This window comes from Streptomyces sp. NPDC041068, from assembly GCF_040647455.1.
Taxonomy (GTDB): Bacteria; Actinomycetota; Actinomycetes; order Streptomycetales; family Streptomycetaceae; genus Streptomyces.
Window position 1 is genome coordinate 189,970 of sequence record NZ_JBEZCG010000003.1, and the last position, 24,404, is coordinate 214,373.

Consider the following 24,404-nt stretch of genomic DNA (forward strand, 5'->3'; position numbering starts at 1 on the left):
CGTACGACGATGAGTGACGTACGACCCGGAAAGCTGAAGGTCTATCTCGGGTCGGCCCCCGGCGTCGGCAAGACCTACCGCATGCTCGACGAGGCCCGCCGCAGGGCGGCCCGCGGCACCGACGTGGTCGTGGGCCTGGCCACCTGTCACGGCCGCCCCCACACGGAGGCGATGCTGGAGGGCCTGGAGATACTGGCGCCTGCCGGGTCCGACCGCCGTGCCGGGTCCGACCGCCGTGCCGGGGCCGGACGCCCCGCCGGGTCCGAAGGTCCTGGCCGTCGGCCCGAACACCACCGTGCCCCGGGCGAGTTGGACCTCGCCGCCCTGCTCGCCCGTCGGCCCGGACTCGCCGTCGTCGATGAGCTGGCGCACGGCAACGCCCCCGGCGCGGGCCGCAACCCCAAGCGCTGGCAGGACATCGAGGAGCTCCTCGCGGCCGGTATCGACGTGCTCACCGCCCTCGACATCCGCCACCTGGAGTCCCTCAACGACGTCGTCGAGAAGATCACCCACGTACCCGTGGGCGAGACCGTCCCCGACCGCGTGGTGCGCCGCGCCGACCAGATCGAACTCGTGGACATGCCGCCCGAGGCGCTGCGCCGCCGCATGGCGCACGGCAACATCCACGCGCCCGAGGACGTCGACGCCGCCCTCGCCCACTACTTCCGCCTCGGCAACCTCACCGCCCTGCGCGAACTCGCCCTGCGCTGGGTCGCGGGCCACGTCGACGAGCGGCTCCAGCGCTACCGCTCCGAGCACGGCATCGACGGCGTCTGGGAGGCCCGCGAACGCGTGGTCGTCGCCCTCACCGGCGGCCCCGAGGGGGAGACCCTCATCCGGCGCGCCGCCCGCATCGGCTTCCTGCCCCGCGCCCTCGGCTCCCCGGGTGCGGGCGGCGACCTGCTCGCCGTGCACGTGGCCCGCAGCGACGGCCTCGCCGCCGGCGCCTCGCACGCCGCCCTCGTCCGCCAGCGCCGCCTCGTCGAGAGCCTCGGCGGCAGCTACCACTCGGTCGTGGGCGACCATGTCCCCACCGCCCTGGTCGAGTTCGCCCGCGCGGAGAACGCCACCCAGCTCGTCCTCGGCACCAGCAGACGCGGCCGTCTGGAGCGCTTCCTGACGGGCAGCGGCATCGGCGAGACCGTTGTGGCGCTGTCCGGGGACATAGACGTCCACATGGTCACCCACGAACGCGCGGGCCGCGGCAGGCTGTTGCCCTCGCGCCGCCGCACGCTGCCGTTCTCGCGGCTCGTCGCGGGCCCCGTGGCGGGGCTCGCCCTGCCGGTGCTCCTGACCCTCGCGCTGGACCGGCTGCGCGGCCCGCTGAACCTCACCAGCGAGGCACTCCTGTTCCTGCTCGCCGTGGTCGGCGTGGCCTGCATAGGAGGCGTCACCTCCGCCGTGATCGCATCGGTCACGGCATCGCTGCTGCTCAACTACTGGTTCATGCCGCCCGTCGGGCACTTCACCCTCGGCGACCCCAACAGCATGGTGGCGCTGGGCGTCTTCGCCGTCGTCGCGGCCACCGTGGCCGCCGTCGTCGACCGCTCCCTGCGCCTTTCGCGCCGCTCGGCACGGGCCACCGCGGAGGCCGAGACGATGTCCTCGCTCGCGGGCAGCATCGTCCGCGGCGACCACGCCATCCCCGCGCTCCTCGAACGTACGAGGGAGACGTTCGGCATGGACTCCGTCGAACTGGTCGACCGACTCCCCGACGGCGAGGGCGACAAGGGCAGCGCCGGGAGCGGGGACGGCCGCGCCTCGGTGGCCGTCCCCATAGGAACCGGTTCCTTCCTCGTCCTGCGCGGCCGCCCCCTACCCTCCTCCGCCCGCCGCGTCCTCGCCGCCTTCGCCGCACACGTAGGCGCCGCCGTCGAGCGCGCCCGGCTCGCCGAGGCCGCCGCCGAGGTCGAGCCGGTCAAGGCCGCCGACCGGATGCGCACCGCGCTGCTGCGGGCGGTCGGCCACGACCTGCGCACGCCGCTCGCCGCCGGGTGGGCCGCCGTCGCCTCCCTGCGCAGCCGTGACGTCGAATTCTCCGACGAGGACCGCGACGCGCTGCTCGCCACCGCCGACGAGTCCCTGGCCAAACTGGACCGCCTGGTGGAGAACCTCCTCGACCTGAGCCGCCTGCAGGCGGGCGCGCTCCACCTCAGGGTGCGGGCCACCGCGCTCGAAGAGGTCCTCGCGCCCGCCCTGGACTCGTTGCCGCAGGACGGAGCCGACATCGAGGTGCAGGACCTGGACGACCTCGCGAGGATCCCCGACGTCCTCGCCGACCCGCCGCTCCTGGAACGCGTCATCGCCAACCTGATGGGCAACGCCGCCCGCCACTCGCCGCCCCACGAGCCCGTCCTGGTCTGTGCGAGCGCGCTCGACGACCGCGTCGAACTCCGCGTCGTCGACCGCGGCCCCGGCCTTCCCGCGGTCGGCCGCGAGCGGCTCTTCGAGCCCTTCCAACGGCTCGGCGACACCGACAACGCCACCGGCCTCGGCCTCGGCCTCGCGCTCTCGCGGGGCCTGACGGAGGCGATGGACGGGACGCTCACCCCGGAGGACACCCCGGGCGGCGGCCTGACGATGGTGCTCTCGCTGCCCTGCGCGCGCCCCGTCCCCTGAGGCGAGCGGTCAGCCGACGTGCACCCGCGGCCTGCGCTCCGGGTCCGGCTCGGCGCGGCGCAGCACCTCACGGGTGACCGGCGCGACCTCGCCGTCCCCGAAGACGAGGAAGCGCAGGAGATGGCCGAGCGGATCGCCCTCGGTCCAGTTGAAGTAGGCGTGCGGGACCTGGCCTGTGCGGTCGCGGATGGCGATCAGGACGGCCGCGATCGTGTTCGGCACCCCGGGACCCGCCACGCGCAGCCTGCGCGCCCCGTGCTTCTCGTCGCCGCGCACCGTCGACTCCGTGGTGAAGTCCGAGGAGTTGCGGACGAAGACCTCCAGGAAGAGGACGGGCTTCCCGCCGGGGATGTGGGTCTGCTCGCGCTGGCTGTACTCCTTGGCGCGGTACTCGACGGTGCTGTGCTCCTGCGGTTCGTTCGCGATGATCCGCACCGGGCCCGAGGCGGAGACCTGGTCGATCAGCCGCGCCGCCGCGGCGTCGAACACCACGCCCGCGGAGCGCAGTTCGAAGGCGCGGTGCACGCGCGAGGCGAAGGAGGTGAGCACGATGCCGAGGATGAACAGCGCCGCGATCTTGATGCCGTCGGGCCGCTCCACGACGTTCGTCACCAAGGTGTACGCGAACACCGCGGTGATCAGCCCGAAGCCGAGGGCGGCCCTGGGGTTGCCGCGGTGGTGCACCGCCACGGTCGAGGCGAAGGCGGCGGAGAGCATCAGGACGAGGACCCCGGTGGCGTACGCGCCGCTCTGCGCGTCGACGTCGGCGTTGAACCACAGCGTGATGCCGACCGCGATCGCCATGAAGACGAGGACCAGCGGCCGCACCGCCCGCGTCCACTCTGGGGCCATGCCGTACCGCGGCAGATAGCGCGGCACGATGTTGAGCAGTCCGGCGAGTGCGGAGGCCCCCGCGAACCACAGGATGGCGATGGTCGAGACGTCGTAGAGGGTCCCGAAGGCCTCGCCCAGGTGTTCGTGCGCGAGATAGGCGAGGGCCCGTCCGTTGGCGGGGCCGCCGCTCTTGAAGTCGTCCTGCGGGATCAGGATCGTCGTGGCCAGGCTGGAGAGCAGCAGGAAGCAGCTCATGATGACGGCCGCGGTGGTCAGCAGCTTGCGGGTGTCGCGGATGCGGCCCGCGGGCTTCTCGTACGTGTCCGTCGCGTCGCCCCGCACCTGGGGCATCACCGCGACGCCGGTCTCGAAGCCGGACATGCCGAGCGCCAGCTTCGGGAAGACGAGCAGCGCGACGCCGACCATGACGAACGGCGAGGAGTGCTCGGCGGTCATCGCGCCCCACCAGTCCTCGACGTGCACGGGCTCACTGAGGACCAGCCAGACCGCGGTGACGAGGACGACGAGGTTGAGCGTGAGGAAGACACCGACGAGCGTCACGGCGACGCCGATCGCCTCGCGGAAGCCCTTGAGGAAGACGGCGCCGAGGCCGGCGATCAGGACGAGCGTGATCAGTACGTTCTCGCCGTCCAGCCAGTGCGGGGCGAAGGGGTTCTCCACGACGTGCGCCGAGGCGTCGGCCGCGGACAGGGTGATGGTGATGATGAAGTCCGTGGCGGCGAACCCGAGCAGCACGAGCACGAAGATCTTCCCCGACCACCAGGGCAGCAGCCGCTCCAGCATGTGGATGGAGCCCTCGCCGTGCGGGGACTCGTGGGCGACGCGGCGGTAGACGGGCAGCGCGCCGAGCAGGGTGAGGGCGATCAGGACGAGGGTGGCGAGCGGCGAGAGCAGCCCGGCGGCGAGCGCCGCGATGCCCGGCTGGTAGCCGAGCGTGGAGAAATAGTCCACGCCGGTCAGACACATGACACGCCACCACGTGTGGCCCTCGTGGTCGACGGGCGGGGTCCCGTGCGGCCCCTGGTGCCGAGACGACCGATCGGTGAGCCCTTCGAGGAGCCAGGCGCGCAGACGGCGGGGGGACTTCACGACCATGCCCCTCATCGTCGCCCCTGAGCGTCAAAAGTGCGTGAAGACCGGGCCGTTCCGCGCGAAGAACGCGCAAGGAGTGCGCTGCATCAACCGAATCCGGACAGAACCTGATCGCACCTGCCCAAGCCCGGACCCGACCACCTGACACGAGGCCCCACCGCTCCGTGGCACGGGCTCCCGTCGGCTCCGGCTGTCGGGTCTGTCGCTTGGGGGTGTGGGGTTCCGTCGCTCCGGGCGACGGGTCTGCCGTTCCGTGGCACCGGTCCCTGTCGGCTTCGGCTGTCGGGTCCGGTTGCTTCCGGGGGGTGGGTCTGTCTGTTCGGGGGTGCCGGGTCCGCTCGGTTCCGGGGGCCGGGTCCGCCCGGCTCTGGGGGCGGGGCTGTCGCTTGGGGGTGTCGGGTTCCGTCGCTCCGGGCGACGGGTCCTCCGCTCCCGGGCGACGGGTCCTCCGCTCCCGAGCGCCGGATCCGACCGCTCCCGAGCGCCGGACCCGACCGCCCCGGGCCGTCGGCCCCGCCCACCCCGACCGTCCGTCCGTCCGTCACCCCCGACCGTCCGTCCGTCACCCCCGACCGTCCGTCCGCCCACCCCGTCCGTCCGTCACCCCCGACCGTCCGTCCGCCCACCCCGTCCGTCCGTCACCCCCGCCCCCCATCCGTCCGTCACCCCCGCCCCCCCATCCGTCCTCCACCCCCGACCCCCCATCCGTCCGCCACCCCGACCACCATCCGTCCGCCACCTCAGGCCCCAGGGCCGTCCGCCCCGTACCCCCGGGGCCCGTCCGCCCCGTACCCCCGGGGCCCGTCCGCCCCGTACCCCCGGGGCCCGTCCGCCCCGTACCCCCGGGGCTTCAGAAGGAGTACGCATGTCCGTCCTGACCTCCGAGCCGGGAACCGCGCCCCTCGACGAGGAGCCTCCGGACAGTGGGGAGCGGCATCGGCTCACCGCCGTCACCGGGCTTGCCGCGCTGTCCCTGGACGCGATGGCCTCCGTCGCCTACGGGCCCGAGGCGATCGTGCTCGTGCTCGCCGCGGCCGGCGGGCACGGGCTCGGCTTCACGCTGCCGGTCACCCTCGCCATCGCCGCGCTCCTCGCGGTCCTCGTCGCCTCCTACCGCCAGGTCATCGCCGCCTTCCCGGACGGCGGCGGCTCCTACGCCGTGGCCAAGACGCACCTGGGGCGGCGCACCTCCCTGGTGGCCGCCGCCTCCCTCGTCCTGGACTACGTCCTGAACGTCGCGGTCGCCGTCACCGCCGGCGTCGCCGCCCTCACCTCGGCCTTCCCCGGGCTCTACGGCGACCGCCTGTGGATCTGCCTGGCCGTGCTCGTCCTGATCACCGCGGTCAACCTGCGCGGCATCGTCGACTCCGCCCGCGCCTTCATCGCCCCGACCGCGATCTTCGTACTCTCGATGCTCACCCTCATCGTGGTCGGCCTCTTCCGCTCCGCGCCCGTCAGCACCGAGGCCGCCGCGGGCCACGCCTCGGTCCTCGCCGACAACGCCACCACCGTCGGCGCCCTGCTCCTGCTCAAGGCCTTCGCCTCCGGCTGCTCCGCGCTCACCGGCGTCGAGGCCATCGCCAACGCCGTCCCGTCCTTCCGCGCCCCGCGCGCCAAGCGGGCCCAGCACGCGGAGATCGCCCTCGGCGCCGTCCTCGGCGTCATGCTCATCGGCCTCGCGGTGCTCATCTCCCGCTTCCACCTCCAGCCGGTCGAGGGCGTCACCGTCCTCGCCCAGCTCGCGGACGCCTCACTCGGCCACAACTGGGCCTTCTACGTCATCCAGTTCGCCACGATGATCCTGCTCGCCCTCTCCGCGAACACCTCCTTCGGCGGCCTGCCCGTCCTGCTCAAGCTGCTCGCCCGCGACAACTTCCTGCCGCACGTGTTCGCCCTCAAGGCCGACCGCCAGGTCCACCGGCACGGCGTCCTGACCCTCGCCGGGATCTCCGCCGCCCTCCTGCTCTTCTCCGGCGGCGACACCAACACCCTCGTCCCGCTCTTCGCGATCGGCGTCTTCGTCGGCTTCACCATCGCCCAGACCGGCATGGTCGTCCACTGGCGCCGTGAGCGCGGCCCGAGGTGGCAGGGCAAGGCCCTCCTCAACGGCCTGGGCGCGGTCCTGACCGGCGTCAGCGCGATCGTCGTCACCGCCACCAAGTTCCACGACGGGGCCTGGCTGATCGTGGTCGCCCTGCCCCTGCTGGTCGCCGCCTTCGAGACGGTCCACCGCGCCTACGCCAAGATCGGCGAGCGCCTCGGCCTCGGCCGCGTCCCCGAGTGCCCCCACCGCGACCGCTCCCTCGTCGTCGTCCCGGTCTCCTCCCTTTCCCGCCTCACCAGCGAGGCCCTGACCGCCGCCGTCTCGCTGGGCGACGAGGTGCGCGCGGTGACCGTGTGCCACGCCGACCCCGAGGACCGCGCGCAGGTCGAGGCCCTGGAGCGGGACTGGGCGCTGTGGAACCCGGGCGTGGACCTGATCCGCATCCCCACCGAGCGCCGCACCCTGGGCCGCCCCATCGCCGCGTACGTCCGCACGCTCGCCGCCGCCGAGCCCGGCACCCGCGTCACGGTCCTGATCCCCGAGGCCGAACCGGCCCGTGCCTGGCAGCGCATCCTGCAGAACCAGCGCGGCGCGGTGGTCGCCCACGCCGTCCGCAGGGACACCGACGCCGCCATCTGCCGTCTGCGCTTCCGCCTCTCGTGAGGAGCTCTCGTAAGAGACCCGTCAAGAGCACTCCTGACGCCGTATGGAGGGCGTCAACGGCGGCCGAACACGGCCGAAAGGGCGCTTTCCTCTAACCGGCGGGCCAAGCGATTGACCGCCGAACCAAGCAATTCACCCATCCACTTCCTTACAGGAGCTCACGATGGCCGACGTGGCCTTCGTCGTCACCACGATCGCGGTCTTCGCGCTGGTGGCACTTGTCGCCAAGGGGGTGACGAAGCTGTGACCGCCGAGAACATCGTCGGCCTGATCGTGGCCGTCGCCCTGCTGGGCTATCTCGTCCTCGCCCTCGTCTTCCCGGAGAGGTTCTGAGTACGGATATGAGCCCCGTCCTTGCTGGTGTGCTCCAGCTGCTCGCCCTGATAGCCGCGCTCGCCCTGGTCTACCGGCCGCTCGGCGACTACATGGCCCGGGTCTACGGCTCGAAGAAGCACCTTCGCGCCGAGAAGTGGATCTACAAGGCCATCGGCGCCAACCCGGACACGGAGATGCGCTGGCCCGCGTACCTGCGCGGCGTCCTCGCCTTCTCCGCGGTCGGCGTCCTCTTCCTCTACCTGCTGCAGCGCCTGCAGGGCTCGCTGCCCGGATCGCTCGGCTTCAAGGCCATCGACCCGGACCAGGCGTTCAACACCGCGGCCTCGTTCGTGGCGAACACCAACTGGCAGTCGTACTCCGGCGAACAGGCCATGGGCCACGTCGTGCAGACCGGCGGCCTCGCCGTGCAGAACTTCGTCTCGGCGGCCGTGGGGATCGCCGTGGCGGTGGCCCTGGTGCGCGGCTTCGCCCGTTCCCGCACCGGCGAGCTCGGCAACTTCTGGGCCGACCTGGTGCGCGGCACGGTCCGCATCCTGATCCCGATCTCCGTGATCGGCGCGCTCGTCCTGGTCGCGTGCGGCGCCCTGCAGAACTTCTCCGGCATCCACGAGGTCGGCCAGTTCATGGGCGGCAAGCAGGAGTGGAACGGGGGCGCCGTCGCCTCCCAGGAGGTCATCAAGGAGCTGGGCACGAACGGCGGCGGTTACTTCAACGCCAACTCCGCCCACCCCTTCGAGAACCCCAACCCGATCTCGAACCTCTTCGAGATCTTCCTGATCCTCGTGATCCCGTTCGCGCTGACCCGGACCTTCGGCAAGATGGTCGGCTCGGTCAAGCAGGGCTACGCGATCCTCGCCACGATGGCGACGATCTGGATCGGCTTCACCGCCCTGATGATGTGGACCGAGTTCCACCACGGCGGCCCGGCGTTCGACCTCGCGGGCGGCGCGATGGAGGGCAAGGAGACCCGGTTCGGGATCGGCGGCTCGTCGATCTTCGCGGTGGCCACCACGCTCACCTCCACCGGCGCCGTGAACTCCTTCCACTCCTCGTACACCGGCTTCGGCGGCGGCATCGAGATGCTGGGCATGCAGCTCGGCGAGATCGCGCCCGGCGGCACCGGGTCCGGCCTGTACGGCATGCTCGTCATGGCGATCATCGCGGTGTTCATCGCGGGCCTGATGGTCGGCCGTACGCCGGAGTACCTGGGCAAGAAGATCGGCACCCGCGAGATCAAGCTGGCGGCCTGCTACATCCTGGTCACCCCGGCGCTCGTGCTCGGCTTCACGGCCGTGTCGATGGCGCTCTCCACGCCCAAGGACTCGATGCTCAACTCCGGGGCGCACGGCTTCTCCGAGATCCTGTACGCCTTCACCTCCGGCGCCAACAACAACGGTTCGGCCTTCGGCGGCCTGAGCGCGGACACGAACTGGTTCAACACCACGATCGGTCTCGCCATGCTGCTCGGCCGCTTCCTGCCGATGGTGTTCGTCCTCGCGCTCGCCGGATCGCTGGCCGAGCAGAAGCCGATCCCGAAGACGGCGGGCACCCTGCGTACCGAGAAGCCGCTGTTCACCGGGCTGTTGGTCGGCACGATCATGATCATCACCGGTCTCACCTACTTCCCCGCCCTCGCGCTGGGACCGCTTGCCGAGGGGCTGGCGTCATGAGCACAAACACCAAGAAGCAAGCCATAGAGGAGCACGGGCCGGACGCCGGTTCGGTCGCCACCCTCGCCCCCCACCAGGACGTGCCCACCGGCCACAAGTCCGCCGACGAAGGCAGGGTCGGCGCGGGTCTCTTCGACCCTGCCCAGCTCCTGAAGTCCCTGCCGGACGCGTTCCGCAAGCTGAACCCGCGCGTCATGGTCAAGTCCCCGGTCATGTTCGTGGTCCTGATCGGTTCGGTGGTCACCACCGTGCTGGCGATCAAGGACCCCACCGACTGGTTCGGCTGGGCGATCACCGTCTGGCTCTGGCTGACCACGGTCTTCGCCAACCTCGCCGAGGCCGTCGCCGAGGGCCGCGGCAAGGCGCAGGCGGACACCCTGCGCAAGGCCAAGACCGACACGGTCGCCCGCCGGCTCGTCGGCAAGAACGAGGAGCGGGTGCCTGGCACCGACCTCAAGATCGGCGACCTGGTCGTCTGCGAGGCGGGCGACATCATCCCCGGCGACGGTGACGTCGTCGAGGGCGTCGCGTCCGTCGACGAGTCCGCCATCACCGGCGAATCCGCCCCCGTCATCCGGGAGTCCGGCGGCGACCGCTCCGCCGTCACGGGCGGTACGAAGGTCCTCTCCGACCGCATCGTCATCAAGATCACGACGAAGCCCGGCGAGACGTTCATCGACCGCATGATCAACCTGGTCGAGGGCGCGGCCCGCCAGAAGACGCCCAACGAGATCGCGCTGAACATCCTCCTCGCGTCCCTCACCATCGTCTTCCTGCTCGCCGTCGTCACCCTCAAGCCCTTCGCCATCTACGCGGGGGCCGACGACCAGACCTCGATGATCGTCCTGACGGCGCTGCTCGTCTGCCTGATCCCGACGACCATCGGCGCCCTGCTCTCCGCGATCGGCATCGCCGGCATGGACCGCCTGGTCCAGCGCAACGTCCTCGCCATGTCGGGCCGGGCCGTCGAGGCCGCGGGCGACGTGTCGACCCTGCTGCTCGACAAGACCGGCACCATCACGCTCGGCAACCGCCAGGCAGCCGAGTTCGTGCCGGTGCGCGGCACCACCGAGGCCGAGGTCGCGGACGCCGCCCAGCTCTCCTCGCTGGCCGACGAGACCCCCGAGGGCCGCTCCATCGTCGTACTCGCCAAGGAGAAGTACGGCCTGCGCGAGCGGCATCAGGGCGAGCTGACCGGCGCGGAGTGGGTGCCCTTCACGGCACAGACCCGTATGTCCGGCGTGGACGTCGACGGACGCAAGGTGCGCAAGGGCGCGACCGGTTCGGTCATCGCCTGGGTCAAGGAACGTGGTGGCGAGGTCGCCGAGGATGCGCAGGAGCTCAACGACCGGATTTCACAGGCTGGTGGCACGCCGCTGCTTGTGGCTCTGGAAGACGCTGACGGTGCCCGGGTCCTCGGGGTGATCCACCTCAAGGACGTCGTCAAGGAAGGCATGCGCGAGCGGTTCGACGAACTGCGCCGCATGGGCATCAAGACCGTCATGATCACGGGCGACAACCCGCTGACCGCCAAGGCGATCGCGGACGAGGCGGGCGTGGACGACTTCCTCGCCGAGGCCACGCCCGAGGACAAGATGGCGCTGATCAAGCGCGAGCAGGCCGGCGGCAAGCTGGTCGCGATGACGGGCGACGGCACCAACGACGCCCCCGCGCTCGCCCAGGCGGACGTCGGCGTGGCCATGAACACCGGCACCTCGGCCGCCAAGGAGGCCGGGAACATGGTGGACCTGGACTCCAACCCGACCAAGCTCATCGAGATCGTCGAGATCGGCAAGCAACTCCTCATCACCCGGGGCGCCCTGACGACCTTCTCGATCGCCAACGACGTCGCGAAGTACTTCGCGATCATCCCGGCCATGTTCGCGGTCGCCTACCCGAGCCTCGACAAGCTCAACATCATGAACCTGTCGTCGCCCGAGTCCGCGATCCTCTCCGCGGTCATCTTCAACGCGCTGATCATCATCGCCCTCGTGCCGCTCGCCCTGAAGGGCGTGCAGTACCGGCCGATGAGCGCGGACAAGATGCTGCGGCGCAACCTCGGCATCTACGGCCTGGGCGGGCTCGTCGCCCCGTTCATCGGCATCAAGATCATCGACGTACTCATCTCCCTCATCCCCGGAATCGGCTGATCGCCATGAACAACTCCGTAGGAAACACAGCCCGGTTGATAGGAGCAGGCCTGCGCGCCCTGCTCGTCCTCACCGTGATCTGCGGCGTGATCTACCCGCTCGCGGTGACCGGCGTCGCCCAGGCCCTGTTCAACGACAAGGCCAACGGCTCCGAGGTGAAGGCGGACGGCAAGGTCGTCGGCTCCGAACTCATCGGCCAGCGCTACGACCTGCCGCTCAAGAAGGGCCAGGAGACGCCCGAGCCGGACCTCAAGTGGTTCCAGCCGCGCCCCTCCAACGGCCTCGGCTCCAACCAGGCCAACGGCGTCAACACGCAGTACAACCTGATCGTGTCCGGCGCCACCAACCTGGCCGGCGACAACAAGGACCTGATCAAGCAGGTGAAGGACGCCAAGGCGGCCGTCATCAAGGACAACTCCACCGCGGACCACAAGGTGAAGCCCTCCGACGTGCCCGCCGAAGCGGTCACCTCCTCGGGCTCCGGCCTCGACCCGCACATCTCCCCTCAGTACGCCGACCTCCAGGCGCACCGCGTCGCGGCCAGGAACCACCTGGACGTCGAGCAGGTCCAGAAGCTGGTCGACGAGCACACCGACGGGCGGATCCTCGGCTTCATGGGCGAGCCGCGCGTCAACGTCCTCCAGCTCAACGTCGCCCTCAAGGAACTGGCCGAGAAGGGCTGATGGGCTTAACCGTCACCGGCGGGAGCCGACGGACCGGGCACACGCCCGGCACCGCCGGCTCCCGCGGCCACGACACGTACACCCACACCGACGAGAGCCACGCGGAAGAAGGCGGCACACCGATGACCCGGGTCCTTGTGGTGGAGGACGACGCACAGCTCGTACGGGCACTCGTGATCAACCTGCAGGCGCGCAAGTACGGAGTGGACGCGGCCCCCGACGGGGCCACCGCCCTGCGCCTGGCCGCCGCCCGGCAGCCGGACGTCGTCATACTCGACCTGGGCCTGCCCGACATGGACGGCATCGACGTGCTCAGGGCACTGCGCGGCTGGACGCGCGTGCCGGTCCTCGTCCTCACCGCCCGGCGCGCCTCCGACGAGAAGGTCGAGGCGCTCGACGCGGGCGCCGACGACTACATCACCAAGCCGTTCAGCATGGACGAACTCCTCGCCCGGCTGCGCGCCGCCGTCCGCCGCACCGAATCGGCCCCTGCCGCCCACGAGACCGTCGTGGTCACCACCGACGACTTCTCCGTCGACCTGGTCGCCAAGAAGGTCACCCGAGGCGGCCACGACATACGCCTGACCCCCACGGAGTGGCAGCTCCTCGAAATACTCATCTGCCACCCGGGGCGCCTCATCACCCAGCGGCAGCTGCTGCAGGACGTGTGGGGCCCCTCCTACGGCACCAAGACCAACTATCTACGGGTCTACATGGCCCAGTTGAGACGCAAACTGGAAGCGGATCCCTCCCATCCCCGGTACCTCATCACCGAGCCGGGCATGGGATACCGCTTCGAGAGCTGACACCCGGCGGACGGACTCACCCACCCATGGCACGCGGCAAGCTCCGGATCTATCTCGGCTCGGCTCCCGGCGTCGGCAAGACGTACGCGATGCTCTCCGAGGCCCACCGCCGCGTGGAGCGCGGCACCGACTGCGTGGTCGCCTTCGTGGAACACCACGACCGGCCGCGCACCGAGGTCATGCTGCACGGCCTCGAGATCGTCCCGCGCAGGCAACTGGAGTACCGCGGCTCGGTGTTCACCGAGATGGACCTCGACGCCGTCCTGGCGCGCCGCCCCGCGGTCGCCCTGGTCGACGAGCTCCCGCACACCAACATCCCCGGCTCGCGCAACGCCAAGCGCTGGCAGGACGTCGAGGAACTCCTCGCGGCCGGCATCGACGTGATCTCCACCGCCAACATCCAGCACCTGGAATCGCTCGGCGACGTGGTCGAATCGATCACCGGCGTACGTCAGAAGGAGACGGTGCCGGACGAAGTGGTGCGCCGCGCCGACCAGATCGAGCTGGTCGACATGTCGCCCCAGGCGCTGCGCCGCCGCATGGCGCACGGCAACATCTACAAGCCCGACAAGGTCGACGCCGCCCTCTCCAAGTACTTCCGGCCGGGAAACCTCACCGCCCTGCGGGAGTTGGCGCTCCTGTGGACCGCCGACCGCGTCGACGAATACCTCAACGAATACCGCGCCGAGCACCGGGTCAAGAAGATCTGGGGCTCCCGCGAGCGCATCGTCGTCGGCCTCACCGGCGGCCCCGAGGGCAGCACCCTGCTGCGCCGCGCCGCCCGCCTCGCCGAGAAGGGCGCGGGCGGCGAGGTCCTCGCCGTCTACATCTCCCGCAGCGACGGCCTCACCTCGGCATCGCCCAAGGAACTCGCCGTCCAGCGCACCCTCGTGGAGGACCTCGGCGGCACCTTCCACCATGTGATCGGCGACGACATACCGGCCGCGCTGCTCGACTTCGCGCGCGGCGTCAACGCCACCCAGATCGTCCTCGGCGTCTCACGGCGCAAGAGCTGGCAGTACGTCTTCGGGCCCGGCGTCGGCGCGACCGTCGCCCGCGACTCGGGCCCCGACCTCGACGCCCACCTCGTCACGCACGACGCGGTCGGCAGCGGCCGCGGCCTCCCGGTGGCCAGGGCCGCGCGGCTCGGCCGCAGCCGCCGCCTCGCCGGCTGGCTGATCGGCGTCGCGGGGCCGGTGGTGCTCACCGCGCTGCTCCACGGCATGGCGCCCGACGTCGGCCTCGCCAACGACATGCTGCTCTTCCTCTCGCTGACCGTCGCGGCCGCCATGCTCGGCGGCGCCTGGCCGGCCCTCGCCTCGGCGGCCTTCGGTTCGCTGCTCCTGAACTGGTACTTCACGCCGCCCATCGGCAAGTTGACCATCAACGACCCGAAGAACATCGTCGCCCTGGCGATCTTCATCGGGGTCGCGGTGTCGGTGGCCTCCGTCGTGGACGTCGCCGCCCGGCGCACCGCGCAGGCGGCCAGACTGCGCGCCGAGTCGGAGATCCTGTCCTTCCTCGCGGGCAGTGTCCTGCGCGGCGAGACCAGCCTGGACGCCCTGTTGGAGCGGGTCCGCGAGACCTTCGCCATGGAGTCCGTCGCCCTGCTGGAGCGCGCGAGCGACGTGGAGCCCTGGACCTGCGCGGGCCGCGTGGGCGAGGGCCGTCCGCTCCTGCGCCCCGAGGACGCCGACGTCGACATGCCGGTCGGCGACCACATGGCGCTCGCCCTGTCCGGCCGCGTCCTGCCCGCAGAGGACCGCCGCGTGCTCGCCGCGTTCGCCGCGCAGGCCGCCGTCGTCCTGGACCGCCAGCGTCTCCAGGGCGAGGCCAAGGAGGCCCGCGCGCTCGCCGAGGGCAACCGCATCCGCACCGCCCTGCTCGCCGCCGTCAGCCACGACCTGCGTACGCCGCTCGCGGGCATCAAGGCGTCGGTGACCTCGCTGCGGTCCGAGGACGTGGAGTGGTCCGAGGAGGACGAGGCCGAGCTCCTCGAAGGCATCGAGGCGGGCGCGGACCGCCTGGAGCACCTGGTCGGCAACCTCCTGGACATGTCCCGCCTGCAGACCGGCACCGTCACCCCGCTGATCCGCGAGATCGACCTCGACGAGGTGGTCCCCATGGCCCTCGGCGGCGTACCGGAAGGCAGCGTCGATCTGGACATCTCCGAGAACCTGCCGATGGTCACGGTCGACAAGGGGCTCCTGGAACGGGCGGTCGCCAACATCGTCGAGAACGCCGTGAAGTACAGCCCCGAGGGCTCCCGCGTCCTGGTCTCGGCCAGCGCCATCGCCGACCGCGTGGAACTGCGCGTGGTGGACCGCGGCCCCGGCGTCCCCGACGAGGCCAAGGACCGGATCTTCGAGCCTTTCCAGCGCCACGGCGACGCCCCGCGCGGCGCGGGCGTGGGCCTCGGCCTCGCGGTCGCCCGCGGCTTCACGGAGGCGATGGACGGCACGCTCACCGCCGAGGACACCCCGGGCGGCGGCCTCACGATGGCGCTCACGCTGCGAGCGGCGACCTAGCCGCGGGTGGCCGCCCGGGGGACCCCACCGCCCGGGGAACCCCACGGGCGGCCGCTCAGGCGGCCGCCACTCAAGGCGGGGAACGCGAAAGACCCCAGTCGATCGACTGGGGTCTTTGCCGGTGTCCGAGGGGGGACTTGAACCCCCACGCCCGATAAAGGGCACTAGCACCTCAAGCTAGCGCGTCTGCCATTCCGCCACCCGGACAAGGTGTCTGTCTTCGCGGGGTGTTTCCCGCGGCGACACAGAGAACATTACCAGGCTTCCGGGGGTACTCGATCACCCCCGCCGTCCCCTGTGAACGGCTGATGACGACCCCCGCCCGCCCTTGGGCCCGAGGCCCGGGGGAGAGAGGATGAAGGGGACCACCAGCAGCGAATGCGGGAGGAACCAGCGTGAGCGGGTCCAGCACGGGCAAGGCCGTCACCGGTGAGGACGAGGTCGTCGACCTCTGTCGCGAACTGATCCAGATCGATACGAGCAACTACGGCGACCACTCGGGCCCGGGGGAGCGCAAGGCCGCCGAGTACGTCGCCGAGAAGCTCGCCGAGGTGGGCCTCGAACCGAAGATCTTCGAGTCCCACCCCGGCAGGGCCTCCACGGTCGCGAGGATCGAGGGCGAGGACCCCTCGCGCCCCGCGCTCCTCATCCACGGCCACACGGACGTCGTGCCGGCCAACGCCGCGGACTGGACGCACCACCCCTTCTCCGGCGAGATCGCGGACGGCTGCGTGTGGGGCCGGGGCGCCGTCGACATGAAGGACATGGACGCGATGACCCTCGCGGTGGTCCGCGAGCGCATGCGCAGCGGCCGCAAGCCCCCGCGCGACATCGTCCTCGCCTTCCTCGCGGACGAGGAGGCCGGCGGCACGTACGGCGCGCGGCACCTCGTCGACAACCACCCCGACCTCTTCGAGGGGTGCACGGAGGCGATCAGCGAGGTCGGCGGCTTCTCCTTCACCGTCAACGAGAACCTGCGGCTCTACCTCGTCGAGACGGCCCAGAAGGGCATGCACTGGATGAAGCTGACCGTGGACGGCACCGCCGGGCACGGTTCGATGATCCACAAGGACAACGCGATCACCGAGCTGTCCGAGGCCGTCGGGCGCCTGGGCCGGTACAACTGGCCGATCCGCGTCACCAAGACGCTGCGCCACTTCCTCGACGAACTCGGCGACGCCCTGGGCACCGAGCTCGACCCGGAGAACATGGACGAGACGCTCGCCAAGCTCGGCGGCATCGCCAAACTCATCGGCGCCTCCCTGAAGAACACCGCCAACCCGACGCAGCTCGGCGCCGGTTACAAGGTGAACGTGATCCCCGGGCAGGCCACCGCGCATGTCGACGGCCGCTTCCTGCCGGGCTTCGAGGAGGAGTTCCTCGCCGACCTGGACCGGATCCTCGGCCCGAACGTCCGGCGCGAGGACGTGCACGCGGACAAGGCCCTGGAGACCACGTTCGACGGCGCCCTGGTCGACGCCATGCAGACGGCGCTGCGGGCCGAGGACCCGATCGCCCGCGCCGTGCCGTACATGCTCTCCGCGGGCACGGACGCCAAGTCCTTCGACGACCTGGGCATCCGCGGTTTCGGCTTCGCGCCGCTGAAGCTGCCGCCGGAGCTGGACTTCGCCGGCATGTTCCACGGCGTCGACGAGCGGGTACCGGTGGACGGCCTGAAGTTCGGGGTCCGGGTCCTCGACCGCTTCATCGACGCTTCCTGACGCGACGTTTCCTGATGGGAACCGGCCGCTTTGCGCGCTGAAACGACACTCCAATAATCGCCAGCGCGTACGTACTTGACTGAAAAGAGTGAAAGGAACCATAGGCTCGTAGCCCCATAAGTTTCTCCTCGTTACAGGTGATGCAGTCCGCGGCTGGGACTGCATTGCCAACAAGGAGGAACAATGATCAAGAAGGTCGTCGCTGCTGCGGCTGCCACTGGTGGTCTCGTGCTCGCTGGTGCGGGCGTCGCCGCTGCCGACGCCGGTGCCCAGGGTGCCGCCGTGAAGTCCCCCGGTGTTGTCTCGGGCAACGTCATCCAGGTGCCGGTCCACGTGCCGGTGAACGCCTGCGGCAACACGGTCTCCGTGATCGGGCTGCTGAACCCCACCTTCGGCAACACCTGCATCAACAAGTGACGTTGTTGTGCCTCACCCCTTGAGGGTCTGAGTCCGTCGGCCCCGGAGTGCGCGCCATGCGCTCCGGGGCCGTCGGGCATTCCGCGTCCTGGCAAGGAGGCCCGGACGTATTCCGGAAGGTAAAAGGCAGGGAACAGCTATGCGACAGGTCACGCGCAAAGGCCTGATCACCGTGGCGGCCGCGACCGGCGTACTCGCCGTCAGCGGTGGCTACGCACACGCGGACTCGGGTGCCAACGGGAGCAGTTCGAATTCCCCCGGCGTGCTGGCGGGCAATTCCGTCCAGGTTCCCGTTGACGTTCCGGTCAACGTGTGCGGCAACACCGTGAATGTCGTCGGGGTCCTCAACCCCGCGGCGGGCAACAACTGCACCAATGCCTCGGTCGGCGGGGGCGGCGGTTCGCACAAGCCCTCCGGTGGCGGGGCGAAGGCGGAGGGCCGCACCAGCGACTCACCCGGCGTCGCCTCGGGCAACGACGTGCAGTTGCCGGTGAACGCCCCGGTGAACGTCTGCGGCAACAGCGTCACCATCGGCGGCCTCGGCAACACCACCGCGGGCAACGACTGCGCCAACGAGTCCGACGACTCGGTGACCCCGCCGGGCGGCGAGAAGCCCCCGACGGGACCCGAGCAGCCGGGCAAGCCGGAGCAGCCGGGCAACCCCGAGCAGCCCGGGAAGCCGGAACAGCCGGGCAAGCCCGAGCAGCCGGGCAAGCCGGAACAGCCCGGCAAGCCCGAGCAGCCCGGAAACCCGCAGAAGCCGGAGACCCCGGTCGACCGCGGAACGCCGAACCACCCGGGCACGCAGATCGTCACCCCGCCCGAGGGGACGTCGCAGCTCGCGGAGACCGGCAGTGAGGTGCCGCTCGGGCTCGCGCTGCCGGTGGGCGCCGGTGCGCTGCTCGCGGGCACCGTGCTCTACCGGAGGGCGCGGGCGACCGCCTGAGCCGCACGGCCGAGCAGGCAGGAACGGAGCGGGCCCCGCGTCAGCGGGGCCCGCTCCGTTTCCCTGTTTCCCTGTTTCCCGCCTTCGCCGCCTTCGCCGAGGTTCCCGCGTTCTCCGTCTCTCGGTTCAGCCGCCCCTGTCCGCGCTCACCAGGTGGCCCTCACCTGGCGGATGATCCGCCGCTTCAGCCGCACTCTGCGGCTGCCGTCGCGGTGCAGGCTCAGGCGGTCCAACTCCCAGTGTCCGTACTCCGCGTGGTCCGTCAGCAGGCGCGTGGCTTCCTTGCGGGTGACCCCGCGCGGTACATACACGTCGACAAATTCGTATTCCGGCATCGCATCTATTGTGCGGGCATGGGCCCGGTACGGATAGCGTCTGCACTATGTCTGATGCTGCGCAGCCCACCGCTGCCGAGGTACGTGCCGCCGCCGAGGCGGTCAAGACCGCGCTCGACCGCCACCTGGCCGCGGTCGAACGCAGGTCGGGCGAGGACGATCCGGCCGTGTACGAGGCGTTCAACGAACTCGCCGCCGCGGCCGAGGAGTACGACGAACTCCTCTACGACCGCTATGACGAGGTCACCCCCTTCGAGATCCCCGGTACGGAGGACGCGCTGCCGCCGTACCAGGGCCCGGAGGAGGCGAACGCGCTGAGCGTGCTGATCCGCCGTGACTACGCCGTGGCCGAGCCGCAGCGACTCCTCGCCCAGGCCCAGCGGGTCGCCGACCTCGACGCGGGCGGGGAGGAGGGCACGGGCCCCGCCGACACCGTGCACGGCGCGCTCGGTGTCCTCTTCGGGGAGTTCGAACCGGACGAAATCGCCTCACGCCACAAGGAGTTCGGCCTGGAGGAGGGTGACTCCACGCTCTGGGTCACCGCGGCGGACACCCCCGCCGAGCCGGGGGAGTGGCTCGACGCCGCCTTCGACCAGGTCGACCCGCACCGGGTGGTGTGCCGCTTCGACGTGAGCACGGTCTTCGACGACGAACTGGACGACGAAGGTCTGGACGGCCTCGACACGGACGACGTCGACGTCGACATCGACCCGGACGTGGCGGTGCCGATCGATGAGATCGATGAGATCGAAGAGGAGAGCGAGGAGAGCGAGGGCCACGGCGCAGGAGGAGCTCAAAGCACCGGCCGCTGACGCCCACCGCCCGCGCCGAATCGCTCCTGCGACCGTCGAGCCCCTCCCCTTGGGGAGGGGCTCGACGCCGTACCGGACGAGGTCAGGCCGTCGCCGTCGGCACCTGCGGGCGCAGCAGGGTCCGCAGGCGCGTCGTGCGGTCCTTCCAGGGGCGCTCCGCCACCGCGCGCGGCAGTGCCTGCTCCACGCCCTGCACGACCGACAGATGACGCTCGCCGCGGCTGAACGCGGTGTACACCCACGGCCGGGTCAGCGACTGCGCGGCGTCACCCGGCAGCACCACGACCACCGCGGGCCAGCGCAGCCCCGTCGCCTGGTGCGCGGTGAGTGCCCAGGCGTGCCGCACCTCCTGCTCCACCCGCTCCTTGCGTACGACGACGGGGGCGCCGTCGCACTCCAGGTGCAGCCCCTCCGCGTCGGCCCGCACCACACGGCCGAGCGTCGTGCGGCCCGCCGCCGGGACGTGGGCGACCCGGTCGCCGGGGTCGAAGCCGCCGAAGCGGCCGGGGCCCGGGTTGAGGCGCTCCTTCAGCGCGGCGTTGAGCGCGCGGGTGCCCGCGGCGCCGCCGTGTCCTGGCGTGATGACCTGTGTCTGCTCGGCGGGCACCCCGATCGCCCTCGGCACCGAGTCCGCGACGAGCTGCACGGTGCGGTGGATCGCCTCGGCCGCGTCGCGCACGGGGACGAGCACGACCTCCTTGCCGGGGGCCTCGACCTGGTTCAGCTCGCCGATGCCGATGCCGGACGTCAACTCTCCGATGGGGCCGGGGTCCGGGGCGCGCGAGACGACGTGCGGGCAGCAGCGCGCCGAGACGAGGTCCGCGAACACCCGCCCGGGGCCCGCCGACCACAGCACGCCCGGGTCGCCGCTGAGCACCAGACGGGCGCCGTCCGGCAGGGACTCCACGAGCATCGCCGCGGTCTCCACGTCCAACTGCGGTGCGTCCAGGACGACCAGGAGATCCAGCGCGAGCGCGCCGTCCGCGTCGCGTCCGGGGCCCTGTGCGCCGGAGAGCAGGCCGGCCACGGTGACCGCGGTCTCGTCCGAGCCCGTGGCCCGCGCGAGGCGGCGGCGGCCGTCGGCGCTGTGGGTCGCGGCGCACACCCGCAGGCCCAGTGCCGCCGCGGCGGTCACCAGCGCGGCGGGCTCGGCGCGGGCCTCCTCGCCGCCGGAGTGCAGCACGAGGCCGTGCCCGGCGACGGCCCGGATCAGCTCGGCGGTGGAGCCCGACGCCTGTGCCGCGGCGGCCTCCCAGCCGGCGTCCCCGGGGCCGGAAGTGTCGTCCTTCGCCAGGGAGTTGATCACGCGGGCGAGGCCGTCGGCGAGGCTCTCCTCCGCCAGTGCGTACCGCTCGAGGCCGATCAGGACGCGGACCGGGCGCTCCGGCTCCTCCTCGGTGCCCTCCTCGCCGTCCTCCCCGGCCCGCTGGACCGGCAGCTCGGTGCCCTCGACGGCGTCCTGGAAGACCAGGGCGTCGCCCTCGGCGAGGGCGCTCTGCACGGCCGCGTCCGGATCGGGCACGGTGCGCTGTCCGAGCGCCGCGGTCAGGGCCGCCGCGTCGAGGGCCGTGTGCCCCGCGACGGCGGCCTGCTCCAGGAGCCATACGGTGATCGCACGGCCCCTGCGCTCGTCGTCGGGCCCGCACTGCGGGCCGAGCAGGGCCCTGGCGAAGCCGTCGGCCTGCTCGGGCCGCACGCCGCTGACCCGCAGCAACTGCCAGGGGTCCGCGCGCAGTTGTTCCTCGGCGCCCTCGCCGAGCGCGGCCGCCGTGGGCGCGGCGAGCGCGGTAGGGGCGCCGCCCTCGGCGAGCACGGCGCGGACCGCGTCGACGGCCTCCTCCGGGGGTGCCGCCGCGGTCGTGGACGGCTGCGGGCGCACGGGCTCGGGGGCGGGGGACGGCGCGGGCCTGCGCGGTGCGGGCTCCGGCTCCCTGAAGGCGCTCGCGACGGGCTTCTCGCCGCTCTCCACGGCGCGCACGGCGGCCAGCAGGTCGGCCGCCGTCCCGCTCAGCTTCGCCCCGGCGTCGATCGGCCCCTCCTTCGCGGCCTTCCGCTGCTCGATCCGCTCCCGAAGCTCCCGCTGCGCGGCAATCTCGGCCTCGGCCTCGGACACCTCGCCCGAGCCTTCGGCATCCTGAGCGGCTTCGCCCTCGGCCGCCGTCCCGTCCGCCGCGGCCCCGGCGTCCTGCGCGGCGTCCGCCCCGGCTTCCTCGCTCGACGAGTCCTCGGCACCCTCCGAGGCTCCGGCCCCGTCCGGTGCGGCCTCGGAGGCCGCACCCGGCTCGGTCTCGTCGTCCGGCTCGGGCCCGGTGGGCGGGGTGTTCTCGGTGGCCTGTGCGGCGTCGGGCGCGGCTTCGGCGGGGGGCGTGGCCGCGGCGTCCGGCGTCCCCGGCGCGGTTTCCTCCGCGGCAGCGGGTTCCGTACTCACAGGGTGCTCCAGTCGTGATCGGGATAGCGGTGCACGGGCGCCGACACGTCGTCGAGCGCCTGGCAGATCTCGTCAGGAAGACTAAGGGTCTCCACTGACAATGCGGCCGTGAGCTGCTGCGCGTTGCGCGCGCCGATGATCGGGGCGGTCACTCCGGGGCGGTCCCGCACCCACGCGAGGGCGACCTGGAGCGGGCTCGCCGCGAGGCCGTCCGCGGCCGTGGCGACCGCGTCGACGATGCGGCTCGCGGTGTCGTCGAGGTAGGGCGCGACGAAGGGCGCCATCTGGTCCGAGCCGCCGCGCGAGTCGGCGGGGGTGGAGTGACGGTACTTCCCGGTGAGCACGCCCCGGCCGAGCGGGGACGACGGCAGCAGGCCCACCCCCAGGTCGACCGCCGCGGGCAGCACCTCGCGCTCGACGCCGCGCTGCAGCAGGGAGTACTCCATCTGCGTGCCGGCAAGGCGGGTGCGGGTGCCCGGGAGCGCGAGCTGCCACGTCGCGGCCTTGGCGAGCTGCCAGCCGCAGAAGTTGGAGACCCCGGCATAGCGGGCCCGCCCGCTGCTGACCGCGATGTCCAGGGCCTGCAGCGTCTCCTCCAGAGGCGTGTCCGGATCGAAGGCGTGCACCTGCCACAGGTCCACGTGGTCCGTGCCGAGGCGGGCGAGCGACGCGTCGAGCGCGGCCAGCAGATGCCCCCGGGAGCCGTCGAAGCGGCGCTCGGGGTCGGGCACGCTGCCCGCCTTGGTCGAGATGACCAGGTCGCGCCGCGGCACGAGCCGCTCGATCAGACGCCCGAGCAGATACTCGGCCTCCCCGTCGCCGTACACATCGGCCGTGTCGACGAGGGTGCCGCCCGCCTCCCAGAACACCTTCAACAGGTCGGCGGCGTCGTTCTCCTCGGTGTGACCCCAGGTGAGGGTGCCGAGTCCGATGCGGGACACGCGCAGGCCGGTCCGGCCGAGATGCCTCTGCTCCATGGGCGCTGAGATTACTGGCCGTACCCCAGCGGCGGGCGAGGCTGTGGACAAACCAGCGATTGTGGAGAACTCGACCACCGGTTCGAGGGGAATCGACCTGGCATCGCCCCGGAATCGGCCGCTGCTCCCGCCCTGTTCCGGCACTCGTTCGATCCGTCACTGACGGATCCGGCGCCGCGCGCTACAGTCCCCGGCACAGGGACGTTACTCATGAGTAAACCGGTAAGGGGATCGGCCATGCAGCTCGGGATCAACCTCGGCTACTGGGGCGCCGGAATGGACGCCGACAATCTCGCGGTCGCCAAGGAGGCCGACAAGCTGGGCTACGCGGTCTGCTGGGCCGCCGAGGCGTACGGCTCGGACGCGGCGACGGTGCTGTCGTGGGTGGCCGCGCAGACCGAGCGCATCGACATCGGCTCCGCGATCTTCCAGATCCCGGCCCGGCAGCCCGCGATGACCGCGATGACGGCGGCCACCCTCGACTCGCTCTCCGGCGGCCGCTTCCGCCTGGGCCTCGGCGTCTCGGGCCCGCAGGTCTCCGAGGGCTGGTACGGCGTGAAGTTCGACAAGCCGCTGGCCCGCACGCGCGAGTACGTGGAGATCGTCCGCAAGGCGATGACCCGCGAGCGCCTCTCCTACGAGGGCGAGCACTGGACGCTGCCGCTGCCCGGCGGCCCCGGCAAGCCCATCAAGCTGACCGTCCACCCGCAGCGCGAGCACATCCCGCTGTACGTCGCCGCGATCGGCCCGAAGAACCTGGAGCAGACCGGCGAGATCGCCGACGGCGCCCTGCTGATCTTCCCGGCCGCCGAGCACCTGGAGGAGACGGCGATCAAGCACCTGCGCGCCGGGCGCGAGAAGGCCGGCAAGACCATGGAGGGCTTCGACGTCGTCCCGACGCTGCCCCTGGCGGTCGGCGAGGACTCCCAGGTCGACGCCCTGGCCGACATGTTCCGGCCGTACACCGCGCTGTACGTCGGCGGCATGGGCAGCCGCAAGCAGAACTTCTACAACCAGCTCGCGCAGCGCATGGGGTACGAGAAGGAGGCCGCCGAGATCCAGGACAAGTACCTGGCGGGCGACAAGGAGGGCGCGGCCGCCGCCGTCCCGCGTCAGCTGATCGACTCGACGACCCTGCTCGGCTCGGTGGACCGGATCGCCGACCGGATGCGGGCCTACGCCGCCGCCGGTGTCACCACGCTCACACTGGCCCCTGCGGGCTTCGCGCTGGAGGACCGCCTCGCCTCGCTGCGGGCCGGCACCGAAGCGCTGGAGCGGGCCGGCCTCGCGTAGGGAACGCTAGGAAAGAGCGCAAGGAAAGA

Annotated in this window: 17 protein-coding genes and 1 tRNA gene; 13 read left to right on the forward strand and 5 right to left on the reverse strand. The window is 71.6% G+C overall.

Features of this window, described 5'->3' with window-relative positions:
* The first annotated feature begins 9 nt into the window (after positions 1 to 9).
* On the forward strand, positions 10 to 2,619 hold the full coding sequence (locus AB0B50_RS07910) for an ATP-binding protein (protein WP_362327350.1): 2,610 nt from the start codon (positions 10 to 12) through the stop codon (positions 2,617 to 2,619).
* 9 nt (positions 2,620 to 2,628) lie between these two features.
* Here AB0B50_RS07910 and AB0B50_RS07915 read toward each other — a convergent pair whose 3' ends face one another.
* Positions 2,629 to 4,569: an amino acid transporter gene (locus AB0B50_RS07915; protein WP_362327352.1), complete on the reverse strand. Its 1,941-nt coding sequence runs from the start codon at positions 4,567 to 4,569 to the stop codon at positions 2,629 to 2,631.
* 862 nt (positions 4,570 to 5,431) lie between these two features.
* Here AB0B50_RS07915 and AB0B50_RS07920 point away from each other — a divergent pair.
* The 7 genes from AB0B50_RS07920 (at position 5,432) to AB0B50_RS07950 (ending at position 15,446) form a co-directional block, all read left to right on the forward strand.
* The gene (locus AB0B50_RS07920; protein ID WP_362327354.1) at positions 5,432 to 7,273 is read left to right on the forward strand and encodes an APC family permease; all 1,842 of its coding nucleotides are present in this window, start codon (positions 5,432 to 5,434) and stop codon (positions 7,271 to 7,273) included.
* Between the two features lie 243 nt (positions 7,274 to 7,516).
* Complete coding sequence (kdpF, locus tag AB0B50_RS07925; RefSeq protein ID WP_055544543.1) at positions 7,517 to 7,606, forward strand: K(+)-transporting ATPase subunit F; 90 nt, start codon at positions 7,517 to 7,519, stop codon at positions 7,604 to 7,606.
* An 8-nt stretch (positions 7,607 to 7,614) separates the two neighbouring features.
* Positions 7,615 to 9,279, forward strand: coding sequence for a potassium-transporting ATPase subunit KdpA (kdpA, locus tag AB0B50_RS07930; RefSeq protein WP_362327355.1), 1,665 nt, complete (start codon positions 7,615 to 7,617; stop codon positions 9,277 to 9,279).
* Positions 9,276 to 11,429 carry a potassium-transporting ATPase subunit KdpB gene (gene kdpB / locus AB0B50_RS07935; protein ID WP_362327357.1) on the forward strand — a complete coding sequence of 718 codons (2,154 nt, stop codon included), beginning with the start codon at positions 9,276 to 9,278 and terminating at the stop codon, positions 11,427 to 11,429. Before kdpA ends, kdpB begins: the two co-directional genes overlap by 4 nt.
* A 5-nt stretch (positions 11,430 to 11,434) precedes the next feature.
* Positions 11,435 to 12,112 (forward strand): potassium-transporting ATPase subunit C, encoded by a 678-nt coding sequence (locus tag AB0B50_RS07940; RefSeq protein WP_362327358.1) that lies wholly within the window; start codon positions 11,435 to 11,437, stop codon positions 12,110 to 12,112.
* A gap of 122 nt (positions 12,113 to 12,234) precedes the next feature.
* Complete coding sequence (locus AB0B50_RS07945) at positions 12,235 to 12,918, forward strand: response regulator (RefSeq protein ID WP_362328216.1); 684 nt, start codon at positions 12,235 to 12,237, stop codon at positions 12,916 to 12,918.
* 26 nt (positions 12,919 to 12,944) lie between these two features.
* The gene (locus AB0B50_RS07950) at positions 12,945 to 15,446 is read left to right on the forward strand and encodes a sensor histidine kinase KdpD (protein ID WP_362327360.1); all 2,502 of its coding nucleotides are present in this window, start codon (positions 12,945 to 12,947) and stop codon (positions 15,444 to 15,446) included.
* 122 nt (positions 15,447 to 15,568) lie between these two features.
* Here the strand turns inward: AB0B50_RS07950 and AB0B50_RS07955 are convergent.
* Positions 15,569 to 15,653, reverse strand: a tRNA-Leu gene (locus AB0B50_RS07955).
* 188 nt (positions 15,654 to 15,841) lie between these two features.
* On the opposite strand from AB0B50_RS07955, the gene AB0B50_RS07960 reads away from it, so the two are divergent.
* From AB0B50_RS07960 to AB0B50_RS07970, 3 genes are all read left to right on the forward strand, one after another.
* Positions 15,842 to 17,167, forward strand: coding sequence for a M20/M25/M40 family metallo-hydrolase (locus AB0B50_RS07960; protein WP_362327362.1), 1,326 nt, complete (start codon positions 15,842 to 15,844; stop codon positions 17,165 to 17,167).
* A 183-nt stretch (positions 17,168 to 17,350) separates the two neighbouring features.
* Entirely contained in the window at positions 17,351 to 17,584 is a 234-nt protein-coding gene (gene chpH, locus AB0B50_RS07965; RefSeq protein ID WP_362327364.1) for a chaplin ChpH, read from the forward strand.
* 139 nt (positions 17,585 to 17,723) lie between these two features.
* Positions 17,724 to 18,530: a chaplin family protein gene (locus AB0B50_RS07970; RefSeq protein ID WP_362327366.1), complete on the forward strand. Its 807-nt coding sequence runs from the start codon at positions 17,724 to 17,726 to the stop codon at positions 18,528 to 18,530.
* 146 nt (positions 18,531 to 18,676) lie between these two features.
* On the opposite strand, the gene AB0B50_RS07975 is transcribed toward AB0B50_RS07970, so the two are convergent.
* The gene (locus AB0B50_RS07975; RefSeq protein ID WP_055702557.1) at positions 18,677 to 18,865 is read right to left on the reverse strand and encodes a DUF5703 family protein; all 189 of its coding nucleotides are present in this window, start codon (positions 18,863 to 18,865) and stop codon (positions 18,677 to 18,679) included.
* Positions 18,866 to 18,912: 47 nt separating this feature from the next.
* Here AB0B50_RS07975 and AB0B50_RS07980 point away from each other — a divergent pair, with 47 nt between their 5' ends.
* Positions 18,913 to 19,677 (forward strand): hypothetical protein, encoded by a 765-nt coding sequence (locus AB0B50_RS07980; RefSeq protein ID WP_362327368.1) that lies wholly within the window; start codon positions 18,913 to 18,915, stop codon positions 19,675 to 19,677.
* A gap of 82 nt (positions 19,678 to 19,759) precedes the next feature.
* Here the strand turns inward: AB0B50_RS07980 and AB0B50_RS07985 are convergent, their stop codons facing one another.
* Together AB0B50_RS07985 and AB0B50_RS07990 are read right to left on the reverse strand one after the other, a co-directional pair.
* On the reverse strand, positions 19,760 to 22,105 hold the full coding sequence (locus tag AB0B50_RS07985) for a helix-hairpin-helix domain-containing protein (protein WP_362327370.1): 2,346 nt from the start codon (positions 22,103 to 22,105) through the stop codon (positions 19,760 to 19,762).
* Positions 22,102 to 23,082 (reverse strand): aldo/keto reductase, encoded by a 981-nt coding sequence (locus AB0B50_RS07990; RefSeq protein ID WP_362327372.1) that lies wholly within the window; start codon positions 23,080 to 23,082, stop codon positions 22,102 to 22,104. Before AB0B50_RS07990 ends, AB0B50_RS07985 begins: the two co-directional genes overlap by 4 nt.
* A gap of 237 nt (positions 23,083 to 23,319) precedes the next feature.
* Here AB0B50_RS07990 and AB0B50_RS07995 point away from each other — a divergent pair, with 237 nt between their 5' ends.
* On the forward strand, positions 23,320 to 24,375 hold the full coding sequence (locus AB0B50_RS07995) for an LLM class F420-dependent oxidoreductase (RefSeq protein ID WP_362327375.1): 1,056 nt from the start codon (positions 23,320 to 23,322) through the stop codon (positions 24,373 to 24,375).
* Positions 24,376 to 24,404 lie beyond the last annotated feature (29 nt).